Source organism: Kribbella qitaiheensis, assembly GCF_014217565.1.
GTDB classification, from domain to species: Bacteria; Actinomycetota; Actinomycetes; order Propionibacteriales; family Kribbellaceae; genus Kribbella; species Kribbella qitaiheensis_A.
In genome coordinates, this window is record NZ_CP043661.1 from 7573780 (window position 1) to 7591667 (window position 17888).

14 protein-coding genes and 3 pseudogenes are annotated in these 17888 nt (G+C 68.5%); 16 read left to right on the forward strand and 1 reads right to left on the reverse strand.

Features of this window, described 5'->3' with window-relative positions:
- Positions 1-46: 46 nt before the first annotated feature.
- From hisI to F1D05_RS35935, 13 genes and pseudogenes are all read left to right on the forward strand, one after another.
- Entirely contained in the window at positions 47-376 is a 330-nt protein-coding gene (gene hisI, locus F1D05_RS35875; protein WP_185444696.1) for a phosphoribosyl-AMP cyclohydrolase, read from the forward strand.
- Positions 373-1866, forward strand: coding sequence for an anthranilate synthase component I (locus F1D05_RS35880; protein ID WP_185444697.1), 1494 nt, complete (start codon positions 373-375; stop codon positions 1864-1866). The genes hisI and F1D05_RS35880 overlap by 4 nt, the downstream gene beginning before the upstream one ends.
- Positions 1866-2396, forward strand: coding sequence for a Trp biosynthesis-associated membrane protein (locus F1D05_RS35885; protein WP_185444698.1), 531 nt, complete (start codon positions 1866-1868; stop codon positions 2394-2396). The genes F1D05_RS35880 and F1D05_RS35885 overlap by 1 nt, the downstream gene beginning before the upstream one ends.
- Before the next feature lie 53 nt (positions 2397-2449).
- Positions 2450-2713, forward strand: a complete 264-nt coding sequence (locus F1D05_RS35890; RefSeq protein ID WP_246486248.1) for an HGxxPAAW family protein — start codon at positions 2450-2452, stop codon at positions 2711-2713.
- 16 nt (positions 2714-2729) lie between these two features.
- Positions 2730-3537: pseudogene (gene trpC / locus F1D05_RS35895) on the forward strand (indole-3-glycerol phosphate synthase TrpC).
- Positions 3538-3589: 52 nt separating this feature from the next.
- Positions 3590-4799 (forward strand): annotated as a pseudogene (trpB, locus tag F1D05_RS35900) (tryptophan synthase subunit beta).
- The gene (gene trpA, locus F1D05_RS35905) at positions 4796-5620 is read left to right on the forward strand and encodes a tryptophan synthase subunit alpha (protein ID WP_185444699.1); all 825 of its coding nucleotides are present in this window, start codon (positions 4796-4798) and stop codon (positions 5618-5620) included. The pseudogene trpB and the gene trpA overlap by 4 nt, the downstream one beginning before the upstream one ends.
- 7 nt (positions 5621-5627) lie before the next feature.
- Positions 5628-6290, forward strand: a complete 663-nt coding sequence (locus F1D05_RS35910) for an SCO family protein (protein ID WP_246486249.1) — start codon at positions 5628-5630, stop codon at positions 6288-6290.
- A 17-nt stretch (positions 6291-6307) separates the two neighbouring features.
- The gene (locus F1D05_RS35915) at positions 6308-6766 is read left to right on the forward strand and encodes a MauE/DoxX family redox-associated membrane protein (protein WP_185444700.1); all 459 of its coding nucleotides are present in this window, start codon (positions 6308-6310) and stop codon (positions 6764-6766) included.
- Positions 6763-7458: a DsbA family protein gene (locus F1D05_RS35920; RefSeq protein ID WP_185444701.1), complete on the forward strand. Its 696-nt coding sequence runs from the start codon at positions 6763-6765 to the stop codon at positions 7456-7458. Before F1D05_RS35915 ends, F1D05_RS35920 begins: the two co-directional genes overlap by 4 nt.
- A 57-nt stretch (positions 7459-7515) precedes the next feature.
- Positions 7516-8661 (forward strand): prolipoprotein diacylglyceryl transferase, encoded by a 1146-nt coding sequence (gene lgt / locus F1D05_RS35925; protein ID WP_185444702.1) that lies wholly within the window; start codon positions 7516-7518, stop codon positions 8659-8661.
- On the forward strand, positions 8654-9376 hold the full coding sequence (locus F1D05_RS35930; RefSeq protein ID WP_246486250.1) for a VIT1/CCC1 transporter family protein: 723 nt from the start codon (positions 8654-8656) through the stop codon (positions 9374-9376). Before lgt ends, F1D05_RS35930 begins: the two co-directional genes overlap by 8 nt.
- A gap of 240 nt (positions 9377-9616) precedes the next feature.
- Positions 9617-10159: a hypothetical protein gene (locus F1D05_RS35935; RefSeq protein WP_185444703.1), complete on the forward strand. Its 543-nt coding sequence runs from the start codon at positions 9617-9619 to the stop codon at positions 10157-10159.
- Here the strand turns inward: F1D05_RS35935 and F1D05_RS35940 are convergent.
- A complete protein-coding gene (locus tag F1D05_RS35940) occupies positions 10132-11055 on the reverse strand; it encodes an alpha/beta hydrolase (RefSeq protein ID WP_185444704.1) in 924 nt (307 codons plus the stop codon). The two genes, F1D05_RS35935 and F1D05_RS35940, sit on opposite strands and share 28 nt — an antisense overlap.
- A gap of 100 nt (positions 11056-11155) precedes the next feature.
- On the opposite strand from F1D05_RS35940, the gene F1D05_RS35945 reads away from it, so the two are divergent.
- From F1D05_RS35945 to F1D05_RS35955, 3 genes and pseudogenes are all read left to right on the forward strand, one after another.
- The gene (locus F1D05_RS35945) at positions 11156-11626 is read left to right on the forward strand and encodes a MarR family winged helix-turn-helix transcriptional regulator (RefSeq protein WP_185444705.1); all 471 of its coding nucleotides are present in this window, start codon (positions 11156-11158) and stop codon (positions 11624-11626) included.
- Positions 11627-11841: 215 nt separating this feature from the next.
- A pseudogene (gltB, locus tag F1D05_RS35950) lies at positions 11842-16375 on the forward strand (glutamate synthase large subunit).
- Complete coding sequence (locus F1D05_RS35955) at positions 16375-17841, forward strand: glutamate synthase subunit beta (RefSeq protein WP_185444706.1); 1467 nt, start codon at positions 16375-16377, stop codon at positions 17839-17841. The pseudogene gltB and the gene F1D05_RS35955 overlap by 1 nt, the downstream one beginning before the upstream one ends.
- The last annotated feature ends 47 nt before the right edge of the window (positions 17842-17888 follow it).

Consider the following 17888-nt stretch of genomic DNA (forward strand, 5'->3'; position numbering starts at 1 on the left):
CGGGGGGCTGGTCGGAGCGGACCGGCCGATCGGGGACAATGGACGGGTGAGCATCGAGGATCTGACCTTCGACTCGGCCGGACTCATCCCCGCCGTGGTGCAGCAGCACGACACCCGCGAGGTTCTGATGGTCGGCTGGATGGACGCCGAAGCGGTACGCCGTACCGCGGAGACCGGCTGGAGCACGTTCTGGTCGCGCAGCCGCCAGGAGTACTGGGTGAAGGGCGAGACCAGCGGCCATCGCCAGCAGGTCAAGCAGATCCTGGTCGACTGTGACGCCGACACCCTGCTCGTCCTGGTCGACTCCGAAGGCCCCGCCTGCCACACCGGCACCCGTAGCTGCTTCGAACACGGCGAGATCGAGGTCACCGCATGAGCACCGCCCCCGACCTGGAGACGTTCCGCGAGTACGCCAAGGATCGCCGGGTCATCCCGGTCACCCGCCGGCTGCTGGCGGACGCCGAGACCCCGATCGGCGTCTACGGCAAGCTCGCCGCCGAGCGCGAGGGTACCTTCCTGCTCGAGTCGGCCGAGAATGGCGGCGTCTGGTCGCGGTACTCGTTCATCGGTGTCCGGTCCGCCGCGACGCTGACCGAGCGCGACGGCCAAGCCATCTGGACCGGCAACCCGCCGGTCGGACTGCCGGAGACCGGTGACCCGCTCCAGGCACTCCGCGAGACGCTGGAGATCCTGCACACGCCGCGACTGCCCGGCTTGCCTCCGTTGACCGGAGGCATGGTCGGCTTCCTCGGGTACGACGCGGTCCGCCGGCTGGAACGGTTGCCGGACACAACGACCGACGATCTCGGCCTGCCCGAGCTGACGTTCCTGTTCGCGACCGATCTGGCCGCGCTCGACCACGAGACCGGCGAGGTCTGGCTGATCGCGAACGCGGTCAACTGGGACGACTCCGACGAGCGCGTCGACGAGTCGTACGCCGACGCCGTCCGCCGGCTGGACGCGATGGAGCGCGACCTGGCCCAGCCGACCCCGTCGTACGTCGTACATGCGGATCGCCAGGCGCAGCCGGATCCGCATCGGCAGCGGTCGAGCGCGGAGTACAGGGAGGCCGTCGAGACCGCCAAGGAGGAGATCCGGGCGGGCGAGGCGTTCCAGATCGTCGTGTCGCAACGGTTCGAGCTGCAGACGAAGGCGAGCGCGCTCGACATCTACCGCGTGCTGCGGAGGTCGAACCCGAGTCCCTACATGTACCTCGTCCGGCTGGATGGTTTCGACATCGTCGGGTCCAGCCCCGAGGCGCTGGTGAAGGTCACCGACAACAAGGTGATCCTGCACCCGATCGCGGGCACCCGGCCGCGGGGCGCGACGCCGGAGGAGGACCACGCGCTGGAGGAGGAGCTCAAGGCCGACGCCAAGGAGCGTGCCGAGCACCTGATGCTGGTGGACCTCGGCCGCAACGACGTGGGCCGCGTCTGCGCGCCCGGCACGGTCGAGGTGGTCGACTTCATGGACGTCCGCCGCTACAGCCACGTGATGCACCTCGAATCGACCGTGACAGGCCGATTGGCCGCGGGCAAGACAGCGTTCGACGCGCTCACCGCGGCCTTCCCGGCCGGCACGCTCTCGGGCGCACCGAAGCCGCGCGCGATGGAGATCATCGACAAGCTCGAAGTCACCCGTCGCGGGGTCTACGGCGGCGTCGTCGGTTACCTCGACTTCGCCGGTGACGCCGACACAGCGATCGCCATCCGTACTGCGGTCCTTCGCGGCACCACCGCCTACGTTCAGGCAGGCGCGGGCATCGTCGCCGACTCGGACCCGGCTTCGGAAGACGCCGAGTGCCGGACCAAGGCGGCCGCGGTGCTGAACGCAATCGCCGTCGCCGGAACGTTCTCCGAGATCTGATGCGCCCACAACGGCTGGTGGACCTGCTGACCCTCGTAGCCCTTGTGCTGCTTGCCCTGTCGGGTTATCTGACCTGGTCGAGCGCCGATCCCGGCAGTGGCCGGCCGAAGGTGAACTTCAGCGGCTACACCGTTTCGCACGCGCCGGTGACGCTGGCTCTTGCCGCAGTGGTCGCCGTGATCGTCACCAAGCTGGCCGGTACTGCGTTGCGCCGCGTGATCGCGGGCCTCTTGGTGTTCATGGGCGCAGCGGCTGTCGGCGTCGCCCTGCAAGTGCGACCGAGTGCCAGTGAGCTGGGCAGGCTTCGGCCCGAGCTCAGCCAGGCCGTGACGGACCACGTCGCGCTGAGCACCGGACCTGCTCCGTGGCTCGCGCTGGCAGGGGGTCTCGCGCTGTTCGCGGCGGGTGTCATCGCAGTACTGACCGCACATCGGTGGCGGCGCCCCACGGCCCGCTACGAGCGCGATCCGGCCGCGACACCGGCCGATCAATGGAAGGCGATCGACGCGGGTGAGGACCCGACGATCTGAGTTCGGCGGGCTACCGCCACAATAGGACGGGACGACAACGAGGAGTGGCGCCAATGGTGGAGAATACGACCGCGGATCAAGCGGCGACTTACGAGAGCGAAGAAGCTCACGCGGGCGGCCTGCACGGCAGCACTCCGGCGGCGTGGACCGCCGTGGTGATCGTGCTCGTCGGCTTCACTCTCGGCGCCATCGCCATGGTGATGGGCCCGAACTGGGTGTTGTTCTGGATCTCCGCCGCGATCGCCGTAGCCGGTGGTCTGGTCGGCAAGGTGATGCAGCTGCTCGGCTTCGGTGCCAAGTCCAGCGACCACCACTGACGGACGGACCACAGACATGACTGTGCTTGACGACATTCTCGCCGGGGTCCGGGAGGACCTCGCGGAGCGCCAGGCGCGGGTCAGCCTGGACGACCTGAAGCAGGAAGCGCAGCGCAAACCCGACGCCAAGGACCCGATGCCGGTGTTCCGCGGCGACGGGATCGCGATCATCGCCGAGGTGAAGCGGTCCAGCCCGTCCAAGGGCGCGCTGGCCGACATCGCCGATCCGGCGGCGCTGGCTTTCGAGTACGCCGAGGGTGGTGCCGCGGCGATCAGCGTGCTGACCGAGCAGCGCCGGTTCGGCGGCAGCCTGGAGGATCTGCGCGCCGTTCGCGGCCGCGTCGACGTGCCGGTCCTGCGCAAGGACTTCATCGTCTCCTCGTACCAGCTCTGGGAGGCGCGCGCGGGCCGGCGCCGACATGGTGCTGCTGATCGCGGCGGCGCTCGAGCAGGAGGCGCTCGTCTCGCTGATCGAGCGGGCCACCTCGATCGGGCTGACCCCGCTGGTGGAAGTGCACGACACCGAGGAGACCCTGCGTTCGGTGGACGCCGGGGCCCAGCTGATCGGCGTCAACAACCGCAATCTGAAGACGCTCGAGATCGACCGCGACACGTTCGCCCGGGTCGCTCCGTCGATCCCGACCAACCTGGTCCGGGTGGCGGAGTCCGGCGTCCGCGGGCCGCATGATGTAATCGAGTTCGCGCGCGCCGGGGCCGATGTCGTCCTCGTCGGTGAAACCCTGGTGACCGGCCGCGATCCGCGCGCCTCGGTCGCCGATCTCGTCGCTGCGGGATCGCACCCCGCCATCCAGCAGCGTCACTAAGACGTCGGATTTCCCCTGCTCCGGCAGGGGAAATTCACTGGAAGGCGAACCCATGACTGCTGTGCTGCCTGACCAGCTCGGGCACTTCGGCCGCTTCGGCGGCAGGTTCCTGCCGGAGGCGCTGATCGCGCCGCTCGACGAGCTCACGAAGGCGTGGCAGGAGGCGATGGCCGACAAGGCCTTCACCGACGAGTTCGAGCGGATGCTCCGCGAGTACGCCGGTACGCCGAGCCTGCTCTACGACGCGACCCGGCTGTCCGAGGTCGCCGGCGCCCGGATCCTGCTCAAGCGCGAGGACCTGAACCACACCGGCGCGCACAAGATCCGCAACGTGCTCGGCCAGGCGCTGCTGACCAAGCGGATGGGCAAGTCCCGCGTCATCGCCGAGACCGGCGCCGGCCAGCACGGCGTCGCGACGGCGACCGCGTGCGCCTACCTGGATCTCGAGTGCGTCGTCTACATGGGCGAGGTCGACACCGAGCGGCAGGCACTCAACGTGGCCCGGATGAAGCTGCTCGGCGCCGAGGTGATCCCGGTCAAGACCGGCAGCCGCACGCTGAAGGACGCGATCAACGAGGCCCTGCGCGACTGGGTCTCCAGCGTCGACGACACCCACTACCTGCTCGGTACGGCGGCCGGTGGGCACCCGTTCCCGGCGATGGTCCGCGACTTCGTTCGTGGCATCGGTGACGAGGCCCGCGCGCAGTCGCTGGAACTCCTCGGCCGCCTGCCCGACGCGGCGATCGCCTGTGTCGGTGGCGGTTCGAACGCGATCGGCCTGTTCGCCGCGTTCATCCCGGACGCCGACGTGAAGCTGTTCGGCATCGAGGCCGGTGGCGACGGTTACGAGACCGGGCCGGCACGCCGCCACGATCACGGCCGGCCAGATCGGCGTACTGCACGGCGCCCGGTCCTACCTGCTGCAGGACGACGACGGCCAGACGATCGAGTCGCACTCGATCTCGGCCGGCCTGGACTACCCGGGCGTCGGCCCCGAGCACTCGTGGCTCGCGGAGACCGGGCGAGCGTCGTACCGGCCGGTCTCGGACGCCGACGCGATGGAGTCGTTCCGGCTGCTGGCCAGGACCGAGGGGATCATCCCGGCGATCGAGTCGGCGCACGCGATCGCCGGCACGCTGGAGATCGCCAAGGAGCTCGGCCCGGAGGCGACCCTGCTGGTCTGCCTGTCCGGCCGCGGCGACAAGGACATGGACACCGCCGGTGAGTGGTTCGGCCTGATCGACGCAGAAGGTGCCAAATGAGCGAGTTGGTTGCCCTCGGCAACGCCGGGTCCGCGATCCGGAAGGCCAACGACGAAGGCAGGGCCGCCCTCGTCGCGTACCTGCCGGCCGGTTACCCGACCATCGCGGGCGGCGTCGACGCGATCAAGGCGCTGGTCGACGGTGGCGCCGATGTGATCGAGATCGGCCTGCCGTACAGCGACCCGGTGATGGACGGCGTGACGATCCAGCGCGCCGCCGAGATCGCGCTCGCCCAGGGACTCCGCACTCGCGACGTGCTCAGCACGGTCGAGCAGGTCGCCTCGTACTCCGCGGTGCCGGTGCTCGTGATGACGTATTGGAACCCGGTCGAGCGGTACGGCGTGGACCGGTTCGCGGCGGATCTCGCGGCGGCCGGGGGAGCGGGCCTGATCACGCCCGACCTGATCCCCGACGAAGGTCCCGAGTGGATCGCGGCTGCGGACAAGAACGAGCTGGACAAGGTGTTCCTGGTCTCGCCGTCCTCCACCGACAAGCGGATCGCGATGACCACGGCGAACTGCCGCGGTTTCGTCTACGCGACGGCTGTGATGGGTGTCACCGGAGCGCGCGACCAGGCTTCCGATCTGGCCGCGCCGCTGGTGGCCCGGACCAAGGCGACCACGGAGATCCCGGTCGGGGTCGGCCTCGGGGTCTCCAACGGGGACCAGGCCGCGGGCGTGGCGGCGTACGCGGACGCGGTGATCGTCGGTTCGGCTTTCGTGAAGGCGCTCGACGCGGGTGGCGCTGCCGGCGTACGGGAGCTGACCGCGAGCCTGGCCGAGGGCGTCCGGCGGGAACCCCGGGCCGCCGCCAACCGTTAGACCCGCTGTGAGTCGAAATCGGAACGCGGCCATTTTCTTCGCCGCGGTGGCTCTGCTTGCCCTGGTGGGTTGCAGTGGCGGTCAGAAGCAGACAGCGGACAACCCCGGCGGAGCGATCATCCGTACGCCGGCAGGTGATCCGAACGGGTTGCGTGGGGCAACGCTGGACCGGCCCTACGCGTTACCGGCCAAGTCGCTGACCGATACCGACGGCAACGAGTTCAACCTGGTCACCTCGACGAAGAAGCCGGTCACGCTGGTGTTCTTCGGCTACACGAACTGTCCGGACGTCTGTCCGACCGTGATGGCCGATGTGGCCTCCGCGCTGACCAAGCTGGACGAGTCGGTCCGCAAGCAGGTCCAGTTGCTGTTCATCACGACGGACCCGGCCCGAGACAGTGGGCCGGTGATCCGGAAGTACCTGGACCGGTTCGACCCGTCGTTCGTCGGGCTGACTGGCTCGCTGGCGTCGATCAAGGACATCGCGAAGGCCGTCGGCGTACCGGTCGAGGGCATGCAGAAGCTGCCCTCGGGTGGGTACGAGGTCGGCCACGGCGCGCAGGTGATCGGCTTCGGCGCGAACGACAAGGCGAACGTGCTGTGGCTGTCGAACGCGGCGATCGGCGATCTCGCGCACGACTTCGGCAAGCTGGTCGCGGACAACCAGTGAAGCTTTGGTTTCCGTGGATGTCGCTTGTTGCCCGGTTGGTCCTGGGCGGGGTGATGGTGGTGGCCGGCGCGCTCAAGGTCACCGATCCTGAGACGGCCACCCAGGCCGTTCGCGCCTACGACCTGCTGCCGACCGCGCTGGATGCCCCGGTCGGCCTGATCCTGCCGTTCCTGGAGATCGCGATCGGCCTGCTGCTGATCGTCGGCTTCGGTGTCCGCTGGGCGGCCTTCGCCGCCGGTGTCTTCATGGTGGTTTTCATCGCTGCGGTGTCCTCCGCCTGGGCTCGTGGTCTCGCGATCGACTGTGGCTGCTTCGGCGGCGGCGGTCAGGTCGCGCCCGGCCAGACGAAGTACCTGCAGGAGATCCTGCGGGACGTCGGACTGCTGGTGCTCGCGGGGTGGTTGTGGCTCACCCCGCTGAGCAAGTTCGCGCTCGAATCGGATCCGCACGTGTCGACAGGAGTAACAGCGTCGTGAGCAAGACCAACGCCCCCGTGAACCCCCTGCTGCCGGAGAAGCGCAAACGGCTCTCGCCCGGCATCGTCGTCGTGGTGGTGCTGGTGCTCGCCATCGTCGCCGCTGTCGGTGTCGACTACTGGCGCAAGCACTCCAAGGTCGAGGTGACCGCGAGCGGCAAGCCCGAGCCCACCGTGATCACCGGTCCGGGCACCGACGGCAAGGGTGTCACCGTCGGCAAGGCGGGTGCCAAGACGAACATCGACATGTACTTCGACTTCCGCTGCCCGCACTGCGAGGAGTTCGAGCAGGCCACGGGTTCGACCCTGGACCAGTTGGTCGAGGACGGGACGGCCACCATCACGTACTGGCCGCTGGCGTTCGTCAGCCCGCAGGACTCACCGCGGTTGGCCAATGCGTTCGCCGCTTCGGCCGCGAACGGCAAGGCGCTGAGCTTCGTCGACGCGGTCTACGGCGACTTCTCCAAGGCGTGGACCACGGATCAGCTGCTCGAGCTCGGCAAGCAACTGGGAGTTGACGACGCGAAGTTCCAGGCCGCTGTGAGCGGCAACACCTACGCCGGCTGGCTCGACTCGATCTCGAACGCCTCGAACGACCGCAAGGTCACCGGCACCCCGACCGTGTTCGTCAACGACAAGTTGCTCGACGCCGACAAGATGACTCCGGACGGCATCAAAGCCGCCGTAGGCTGATCGTGACCGCCTGTTTGTGGTCGCGGTCGGGGCCGTCGAGTAGCGTGCATCCTTGCCATGTCTAGTCAGCTTCCCGCCGTGGTCGTGCCGGCATTCATCCCCAGTCCCAGCCAGGGCGTCTGGCACCTCGGCCCGTTGCCGTTGCGCGCGTACGCCATCTGCATCCTGATCGGCATCTTCGCGGGCTACTGGCTCGGGCGGAAACGCTGGGTCGCGCGCGGTGGTACGCCGGAGGTGCTCGCCGACATCATCATGTGGGCGGTCCCGTTCGGCCTGGTCGGGGCGCGGATCTACCACGTGATCACCGACAACGAGCTGTACTTCGGCGAGGGCAAGCACCCGATCGACGCGCTGAAGATCTGGCACGGCGGGCTCGGGATCTGGGGCGCGGTCGGGTTCGGCCTGCTCGGCGCCTGGATCGCCTGCCGCCGGCACAAGGTCCCGTTCCTGGCCGTCGCGGACGTGATGGCGCCGGGCGTGGCGCTCGCCCAGGTCGTCGGCCGGTTCGGCAACTACTTCAACCAGGAGCTCTTCGGCAAGCCGACGACGCACTTCTGGGGCCTGAAGATCGACTCGGGGCACCGGCCGGAAGGCTATGCCGACTTCGCCACCTTCCACCCGACTTTCCTGTACGAAGCGATCTGGAACCTGGGCGTCGTCGCGCTGGTGATCCTGGTCGACAAGCGCTTCAAGCTCGGTCACGGACGCGCCTTCGCCCTGTACGTCGCCGGCTACACCGCTGGCCGCGCCTGGGTCGAGAACCTGCGGATCGACACCGTCAACCACTTCCTCGGCCTCCGGCTGAACGTGTGGACCGCGCTGATCCTGTTCGTGTTGTCGGTCGCCTACCTGGTGATCACGTCCCGCACCAAGCCTGGCCAGGAGAGCGTCGTCACGGCTCCCGCCACACCTGAGGGCGACGAGCCTGTTGAGGCTGCGGAGGGTGAGAAGGCTGCCGATGGTGGCGAGGACGAGGCTGCCGACAACGACGTACCGGCTGCTGCTTCTGACGATGGCGACAAGGCGAAGGTCGGCGCAGTTCCTGCGGACGAGTCCGCGACCAGCTCCTCCGCCGCCTCCGCGACCAGTTCCTCCGCGGCAGCGGAGCCGGAGCCGCCGGCAGTTCCTGCTGAGCCGGCGGACGAGAGCCCTCGCCCGCCGGTGAAGGACAACCCGTCGACACCTGACGCGGATCGTGACTGACGCACAGGTCTCAGCGGAGCACTCGGGGGATCACACCCATCGGGATGTGACCGGTGGGTGGTTGCGGCCGGCCGTGTTCGGGGCGATGGACGGGCTGGTCTCGAACTTCGCGCTGATCGCCGGGATGGACGGCGGCACCGACTCGGGGTCGAAGTTCATCGTGCTGGCCGGCCTGGCCGGGCTCGCGGCGGGAGCGTTCTCGATGGCGGCGGGGGAGTACACCTCGGTCGCCTCCCAGCGCGAGCTCGCCAGGGCCGAGATCGAGGTCGAGCGCCTGGAGATCAAGCGCCATCCGGGTGCCGAGGAACGCGAACTCTCCGAGACCTACCAGCAGAAGGGCCTCGACCCGGAACTGGCGGACAAGGTCGCCAAGCAGTTCCACATCAACCCGGACCAGGCGCTCGAAGAACACGTCCGCGAAGAGCTCGGCATCGACCCCAACGACCTCCCCTCGCCGGTCGTCGCGGCCGCCTCGTCCTTCGTCTGCTTCGCAGTCGGCGCCCTGATCCCGCTCCTGCCCTACCTCCTCGGCGCCGGCAGCGTGATCCCGTCGCTGATCCTTTCCCTCACAGCCCTCTTCATCTGCGGTGCGGTCGTCAGCCGCGTCACCTCCCGCTCCTGGTGGTACTCCGGCCTCCGCCAACTGATCCTCGGCGGCGCAGCCGCAGCCCTCACCTACGCGGTCGGCACCCTCGTCGGCCCAGGCGTCGGCTAATTCCGTCGCGCCCCGGCAACCCGATCGCTAGGGTCAGCCGGATGTTCCCTGCTGAAATCAACGAGCAGCCACCCAGCTACCTCGAGCGGATCGGCACGATCCTCGCGACCTTCGGCGCCGACAGGAGACCCCTCGGACACCGAGGCCTACTTCGACTTCGCAGGTCGTCAAGAGCTACTCCGCACAGCTGTCCGCCTAGCTGAGTCCGTCGTCCACCCAGCACTCCCCACCTTCCACGGCGTGATCGAGTCGCCCGGCGGCCCCGTGCTGATCTTCGAGTGGCGCGACGGCGACCACCTCGGTACCACCCACGATCGGCGCGAGGACCCGGCGACCGCCTTCCAACGCTTCCGCGCTCTGCCCACGGACGAGATCGTCGCTGCCCTGGACCAGATCTTCGACCTCCACGCCGACCTGACCACGGCCGGCTGGGTGCAGGGTGACTTCTACGACGGCGCCCTCATCTACGACTTCGACCAACGAGGTCTGACGGTCATGGACCTCGACAGCTACCGTCCCGGCCCGCACCGCAACGACATGGGCCGCATGTTCGGTTCCAGCCGCTTCATGGCCCCTGAGGAGTTCTCCCTCGGCGCTCCCATCGACGACCGCACCACCGCCTTCGTGATGGCGCGGACCGCACTCGTCCTCCTCTCGGACGGCACCCTCGACCGTCCCGCCTTCCGCGCCACAGACGCGAAGTACGCCGTACTTCAGGAGGCCGTCACCACCCGATTCCCCAGCTATGCGGCCTTCTACGACGCCTGGCGAGCAGCCTCGTAGCTTCGAGCATCGAGCCGATCGACGAGGAACCGGCCCGCGCGGTCGAGAGCCTCGTCTGCCTCGTCGACCTGGCCCGCCAGGTACTGGAACACGTGGGGTAATCCCGCGACGACTTCCAGGCTGACGTCGACCTCGGACGCGGCTGCTCGGGCCGCGAGCCGGATCGAGTCGTCGAGCAGGACCTCGTACGACCCGACCTGGATCAGGAGCGGAGGCAAACCGGTGAGGTCCGCGAACACCGGGCTGACCAGTTCGTCGAGAGGGTCCTGACCCGCGAGGTACTGATCGGCGTACCACTGAATCTGCTCACGGTCGAAGATCGGATCCAGTGCTTGTCTTGCGTCCATGCTCTCGCCGGTGAGGGACAGATCGGCCCACGGCGAGAAGAGCACCGCACCGGCCGGCTGCGGCAGGCTGTCGCGCCGGGCCGAGAGCATCACCGCGAGCGCGAGTCCGGCGCCCGCCGAGTCGGCTGCGAGCACGATGTCGCTCGCTGGCCGGCCGCTGTCGAGCAGGGCGCGGTAGGCGGCGTACGCGTCGTCCACCGGCGCGGGAAAGGGGTCCTCGGGAGCCAATCGGTAGTCCAGCGCGACTGCCGGCGTACCGGCTCTGCGGGCGAGTGCCGTGGCCAGTTGACTACCGGTGTTCGCGGAGCCGACGACATAACCCCCGCCGTGGAGGTAGAGGATCACGCCCTGTCCGTCCGCACCCTCGACCGTGATGTCGACGGCGTCGACCCCGCCGAGCGTGGTCGGGCGCACGGTGACGTCGTCGCCCAGCGGGTAGTCCTTGAACTGGCTGTCGAACGAAGCGCGCTGGCCGGCCGGGGTGCGGTCGTCCGAACTCGGTGCGCCGCGCATCAGGTCGATGATCTCTTGGCGTTGCTGCTGACTCATCCCAACCTCCGAGGTAGATCTGCGAGGATGGATTCCGCGGAACCCACTTCCTCTCAACTACATTCCTGAGAAGCTAATTCCCGAGAAGGTGGATTTTTCTGTGACTGATCTCGCGGCGCTGTTCACCGACCTGGTCCGGCTGGAGACGCGCGTCTACAACGCGATCGACACCCGGCTGCGCGCGGAGCACGAACTGCCGCTCGGCCAGTACGAGTTCCTGCGGTACATCGCCGCGCGCGGGACCTGCCGCGTCTACGACCTGGCCCAGGAGATCGCGATCACCGTCGGCGCCACCAGCAAGGCGGTAGACCGACTCGAGGCGGCCGGCCGCGTCCGCCGTACGGCGAACCCCGACGACCGCCGCTCGTCCCTGGTCGCACTGACCGACGCGGGCCGGCAACTGCTCGCCGCGGCCACCCCCACCTTCAATGCCGAACTCACCACCTGGATCGGCTCGGTCCTGCCTGCATCGTCCCTCGAAACGTTCGCGACGACGCTTTCCATGCTCCGTCAACGCGCGGAGGTGGACCACCGAACGGACCGCCTCGAGCGAGGCACGCCACAGGCCTGAACCACCCAGCGGGTGGTGGTGGGGGAGCGGGGGCTGTCACTATGGGTGGAGGAGTGAGCGCTTGCTTACGTGGTGTGACAGTGAACAGTGAAGACGGCCTGGCGGTGGAATGTCTGTCCATCTGCTGGGCGTCATGAGGTAGTCTCGGGACTCCCGGCTTGGGCCAATGTTGTCCCGCGGCCAGTTGTTGACCGTAGGACGACGGGAGCCCCTGAATGTATGGTCGCGCCCCCTTTTCGATGAGGCCGAGTGAGGGTCTGTACGACGGACGCCACGAGCACGACGCGTGTGGTGTCGCCTTCGTCGCGACCCTGACCGGTGAACCGAGCCACGACATCGTGGCCAAGGCTTTGACCGCCCTGCGCAACCTGGAACATCGCGGTGCCTCCGGCGCCGAACCGGATTCCGGCGACGGCGCCGGCATCCTCCTGCAGGTGCCCGACGCGTACTACCGCAAGGTGTGCGACTTCGAGCTGCCGGTGGCGCACAGCTACGCGACCGGTATCGCCTTCCTGCCGCAGGAGGCCGACGACGCGGCCAAGGCCGTCGCGCGGATCGAGGAGCTCGCCGCCGAGGAGAACCTGACCGTTCTCGGCTGGCGCGACGTGCCGACGAGTCCGGACCTGCTCGGCTCCACCGCGCGTTCGGTGATGCCGGTGTTCCGCCAGTTGTTCGTCGCCGCGAGCGCGGGCCGGGTCCTCGGTCTCGCGCTGGAGCGGATGGCGTTCCGGCTGCGCAAGCGCGCCGAGCACGAGACCGCGACCTACTTCCCGAGCCTGTCGAGTCGCACCATCACCTACAAGGGGATGCTGACGACCGACCAGCTGGACCAGTTCTTCCCCGAGCTGACCGACCCCGATCTCGCCTCGGCGATCGGCGTCGTGCACTCGCGCTTCTCCACCAACACCTTCCCGTCCTGGCCGCTGGCCCACCCGTACCGGTACATCGCCCACAACGGCGAGATCAACACCGTGCAGGGCAACCGGAACTGGATGCGGGCCCGCGAGGCGCTGCTGTCGAGCGACCTGATCCCCGGTGACCTCGAGCAGGTCTTCCCGATCTGTACGCCGGACGCCTCGGACTCGGCCTCTTTCGACGAGGTGCTGGAACTGCTCCACCTCGGCGGCCGTTCGCTGCCGCACGCGATGCTGATGATGATCCCGGAGGCGTGGGAAAACGCCGCCACGATGGATCCGAAGCAGCGCGCGTTCTACGAGTTCCACTCCACCGTGATGGAGCCGTGGGACGGACCCGCCTCGGTGGTGTTCTCCGACGGCACCAAGGTCGGCGCGGTGCTGGACCGCAACGGCCTCCGCCCGTCGCGGTACTGGGTCACCGAGGACGGCCTCGTCGTACTGGCCTCCGAGGGCCGGCGTCCTCGACATCGACCCGACGACCGTGGTCCAGAAGGGCCGGCTCGAGCCCGGCAAGATCTTCCTGGTCGACGTCGACGGGCACCGGATCATCACCGACAGGGAGGTGAAGTCCGCGCTCGCGGCCGAGCACCCGTACGACGAATGGCTGCATGCCGGCCTGATCCGGTTCGAGGACCTGCACGAGCGCGAGCACGTCGTCCACAGCCACGCCTCGGTGACCCGTCGCCAGCAGGTGTTCGGGTACACGGAGGAAGAGCTGCGAGTGCTGCTCACCCCGATGGCGAAGACCGGCACGGAGCCGATCGGCTCGATGGGCACGGACACGCCGATCGCCGTACTGAGTGATCGTCCGCGGCTGCTTTTCGACTACTTCGCACAGCTGTTCGCGCAGGTCACCAACCCGCCGCTGGACGCGATCCGCGAGGAGCTCGTCACCTCGCTGTCCTCGTCCCTCGGTCCGGAGGCGAACCTGCTCAAGCCTGGCCCGGCGTCGTGTCGTCAGGTGGTGCTGCCGTTCCCGGTGATCACCAACGACGAGCTGGCCAAGCTGCGGCACATCAACCTGGACGGCGACCTGCCCGGCCTCGCGACCACCGTGCTGCGCGGGGTCTACGAGGTCGAGGGCGGCGGCGCGGCCCTCAAGACGCGGATCGACGAGATCTGTGCCGAGGCCGACGCGGCGATCGCCGCCGGCGCCCGGATCCTGGTGCTGTCCGACCGGCACTCGAACGCCGAGAACGCACCGATCCCGTCCCTGCTGCTGACCGGCGCGGTTCATCACCACCTGGTGAGGGAGAAGACCCGCACCCAGGTCGGCCTGGTCGTCGAGGCCGGTGACGTCCGCGAGGTCCACCACGTCGCCCTCCTGATGGGGTACGGCGCCGCAGGCATCAACCCGTACCTGGCGCTGGAGTCGGTCGAGGACCTTTGCCGGCGCGGCACCTACCTGCCTGGCATCGAGCCGGAGCAGGCGGTCCGCAACCTGGTGAAGTCGCTCGGCAAGGGCGTTCTCAAGGTGATGTCGAAGATGGGCGTCTCCACCGTCGCGTCGTACACGGGTGCGCAGATCTTCGAGGCGAACGGCCTGTCGCCCGACCTCGTCGACGCGTACTTCACCGGTACGGCGTCCAAGCTCGGCGGGATCGGGCTGGACGTGATCGCCCGCGAGGTCCACGAGCGGCACCTACGGGCGTACCCGGCGGACGGGATCCTCGCCGCGCACCGCGCCCTCGAGGTCGGCGGCGAGTACCAGTGGCGGCGCGAAGGTGAGCCGCACCTGTTCGACCCGGAGACGGTCTTCCGGCTGCAGCACTCGACCCGCACCGGCCGGTACGACGTCTTCAAGCAGTACACTTCCCGCGTCAACGAGCAGTCCGAGCGCCTGATGACCCTGCGCGGGCTCTTCGGCTTCGCGAGTGATCGCGAGCCGATCAGTGTCGACGAGGTCGAGCCGGTCTCGGCGATCGTGAAGCGCTTCTCCACCGGTGCGATGAGCTACGGCTCGATCAGCGCCGAGGCGCACACCACGCTGGCGATCGCGATGAACCAGCTCGGTGGCAAGTCGAACACAGGTGAGGGTGGCGAGGACGCCGATCGCCTGCACGACCCGGCCCGCCGGAGCTCGATCAAGCAGGTCGCGTCCGGCCGGTTCGGTGTCACGTCGGAGTACCTGACGAACGCCGACGACATCCAGATCAAGATGGCGCAGGGCGCGAAGCCCGGCGAGGGCGGGCAGTTGCCCGGCCACAAGGTGTACCCGTGGGTGGCCAGCACGCGGCACTCCACACCCGGCGTCGGCCTGATCTCGCCGCCGCCACACCACGACATCTACTCGATCGAGGATCTGGCCCAGCTGATCCACGACCTGAAGAACGCTAACCCGTCCGCACGGGTGCACGTGAAGCTGGTCTCCGAGGTCGGGGTCGGCACGATCGCCGCGGGCGTCAGCAAGGCGCATGCGGACGTCGTACTGATCTCCGGGCACGACGGTGGAACCGGTGCGGCTCCGCTGACCTCCCTGAAGCACGCGGGTGGTCCGTGGGAGCTCGGGCTGGCCGAGACGCAGCAGACCCTGCTGCTGAACGGCTTACGCGACCGGATCGTCGTACAGACCGACGGGCAGCTCAAGACCGGCCGGGACGTCGTGATCGCGGCGCTGCTCGGCGCGGAGGAGTACGGGTTCGCCACCGCTCCGCTGGTCGTCTCGGGCTGCATCATGATGCGCGTCTGCCACCTGGACACCTGCCCGGTCGGCGTCGCGACCCAGAACCCCGTACTGCGTGAGCGGTTCGCGGGCAAGCCCGAGTTCGTCGTGAACTTCTTCGAGTTCATCGCCGAAGAGGTCCGGGAATACCTTGCGGAGCTGGGATTCCGGACTCTCGACGAGGCGATCGGGCACGCCGAAGTACTGGACATCCAGCGCGCGGTCAACCACTGGAAGGCCGACGGGCTCGACCTGTCGCCGATCCTGCACGTGCCTTCGCTGCCGGAAGGTGCTTCGCGGCACCAGACCGTCACGCAGGACCACGGGCTCGACAAGGCACTCGACAACGAGCTGATCCGGATCTGCGCGCCGGCCATCGACAACGGCGAGCCGGTCCGGGCGCAGCTGCCGATCCGGAACGTGAACCGGACCGTCGGCACGATGCTCGGCCACGAGATCACCAAGAAGTACCGCGCCGCCGGGCTGCCGGACGGCACGATCGACCTGACCTTCACCGGATCGGCGGGCAACTCGTTCGCCGCCTTCGTACCGCGCGGAGTGACGCTGCGGCTGGAGGGCGACGCCAACGACTATGTCGGCAAGGGTCTGTCGGGCGGCCGGGTGGTGATCCGGCCGGACCGGAACGCACGGTTCGACGCGGCCGACCAGATCATCGCCGGCAACGTGATCGCGTACGGCGCGACGTCGGGCGAGCTGTTCATCAATGGTGGCGCCGGGCAACGGTTCTGTGTCCGGAACTCCGGTGCCACCGCTGTGGTCGAGTCGGTCGGCGACCACGCCTGCGAGTACATGACGGGTGGTCGCGTCGTGGTCATCGGCGCGGTCGGCCGGAACTTCGCAGCGGGCATGTCGGGCGGCGTGGCCCACGTGCTCGACCTGGAATCCACCTTGGTGAACCCGGAGCTGGTCGATCTGCTCCCACTCACCTCGGAGGAGTCCGATCTGTTGCAGGACCTGGTCCGTACGCATCACGAGGAGACCGGTTCGGAGCGGGCAGCGAAGCTGCTCGGCGACTGGACCGCCGCCGAGACCAGATTCACCACGGTGATGCCCCGCGACTACGCCCGGGTATTGGCAGCCAAGGCGGCTGCCGAGCGCGACGGGCTGGACGAGGACGCCACCACGCGAGCGATGATGGAGGCCATCTGATGGCTGATCCGAAGGGATTCCTGACGACTCCGCGCGAGGTCGCGGAGCGCCGCCCGGTCACCGAGCGGGTGCAGGACTGGAAAGAGGTCTACCCCGGTGGCGCCGGTAAGGCGCTGCTGCCGATCATCACCAAGCAGGCCGGCCGCTGCATGGACTGCGGCATCCCGTTCTGCCACTCCGGCTGCCCGCTGGGCAACCTGATCCCGGAGTGGAACGACCTGGTCTGGCGTGACGACTGGACCGGAGCGATCGAGCGGCTGCACGCGACCAACAACTTCCCGGAGTTCACCGGGCGGTTGTGTCCGGCCCCGTGTGAACCGGCCTGTGTGCTGGGGATCAACTCCGAGCCGGTGACGATCAAGAACGTCGAGGTCGCGATCATCGACAAGGCCTGGGAAGCCGGCGACGTCCGGCCCCAGCCGCCGGAATGGCTGACCGGCAAGACGATCGCGGTCGTCGGGTCCGGTCCGGCCGGGCTCGCGGTCGCACAGCAGTTGACCCGCGCCGGGCACACCGTGGCCGTCTACGAACGGGCCTCGGCGCCGGGTGGGTTGCTGCGGTTCGGCATTCCCGAGTTCAAGATGGAGAAGGCGCAGGTCGAGCGCCGGATCCAGCAGATGAAGGAAGAGGGCACCGTCTTCCGGGCCGGCGTCAACGTGGGCGTGGACGTCACCGGGACCCAGCTGAAGCAACGGTACGACGCGGTCGTGATCGCCACCGGTGCCACCGCGGCCCGGGACCTGCCCGTGCCGGGACGTGAGTTCGGCGGCATCCACCAGGCGATGGAGTACCTGCCGCAGGCGAACAAGGTCGCGCTGGGGGAGACGGTCGAGGACCAGATCGTTGCCACCGGCAAGGACGTGGTCATCATCGGTGGTGGTGACACCGGGGCGGACTGCCTCGGCACCGCCCACCGGCAGGGCGCGCGCAGCGTCACCCAGCTGGAGATCATGCCGCGCCCCTCGGAAGAGCGGCCGACCGGACAGCCCTGGCCGACGTACCCGATGATCTACCGGGTCGCCTCGGCGCACGAGGAAGGCGGCGAGCGCGTCTACGCGGTCTCCACCAACAACTTCACCTCGGATGCCGACGGAAACGTGTCCGGTCTGAACCTGGTCGAGGTGGAACTCGTCGGAGGCAAATTCACCCCGGTCGCCGGTTCGGAGAAGACCATCCCGGCCCAGCTCGTCCTGCTCGCCATGGGCTTCCTGGGCCCCGAGCGCGAAGGCTTCCTGGAGCAGCTCGGGGTAGACCTGGACGAACGAGGCAACGTCAAGCGGTACAAGAGCTACCAAACCTCGGTAGACGGCGTCTTCGCCTGCGGCGACGCCGGCCGAGGCCAGTCCCTCATCGTCTGGGCCATCGCCGAAGGCCGCTCCTGCGCCAACGGCGTAGACACCCACCTAACAGGCTCTTCCACCCTCCCCACCCCCATCCCACCAACCGCCCGCCCCCTCGTCGTTTGACCGCTTACGTCCGAAGAAGTGGAGTGCACGTCCCTCCGCTTCTTCGG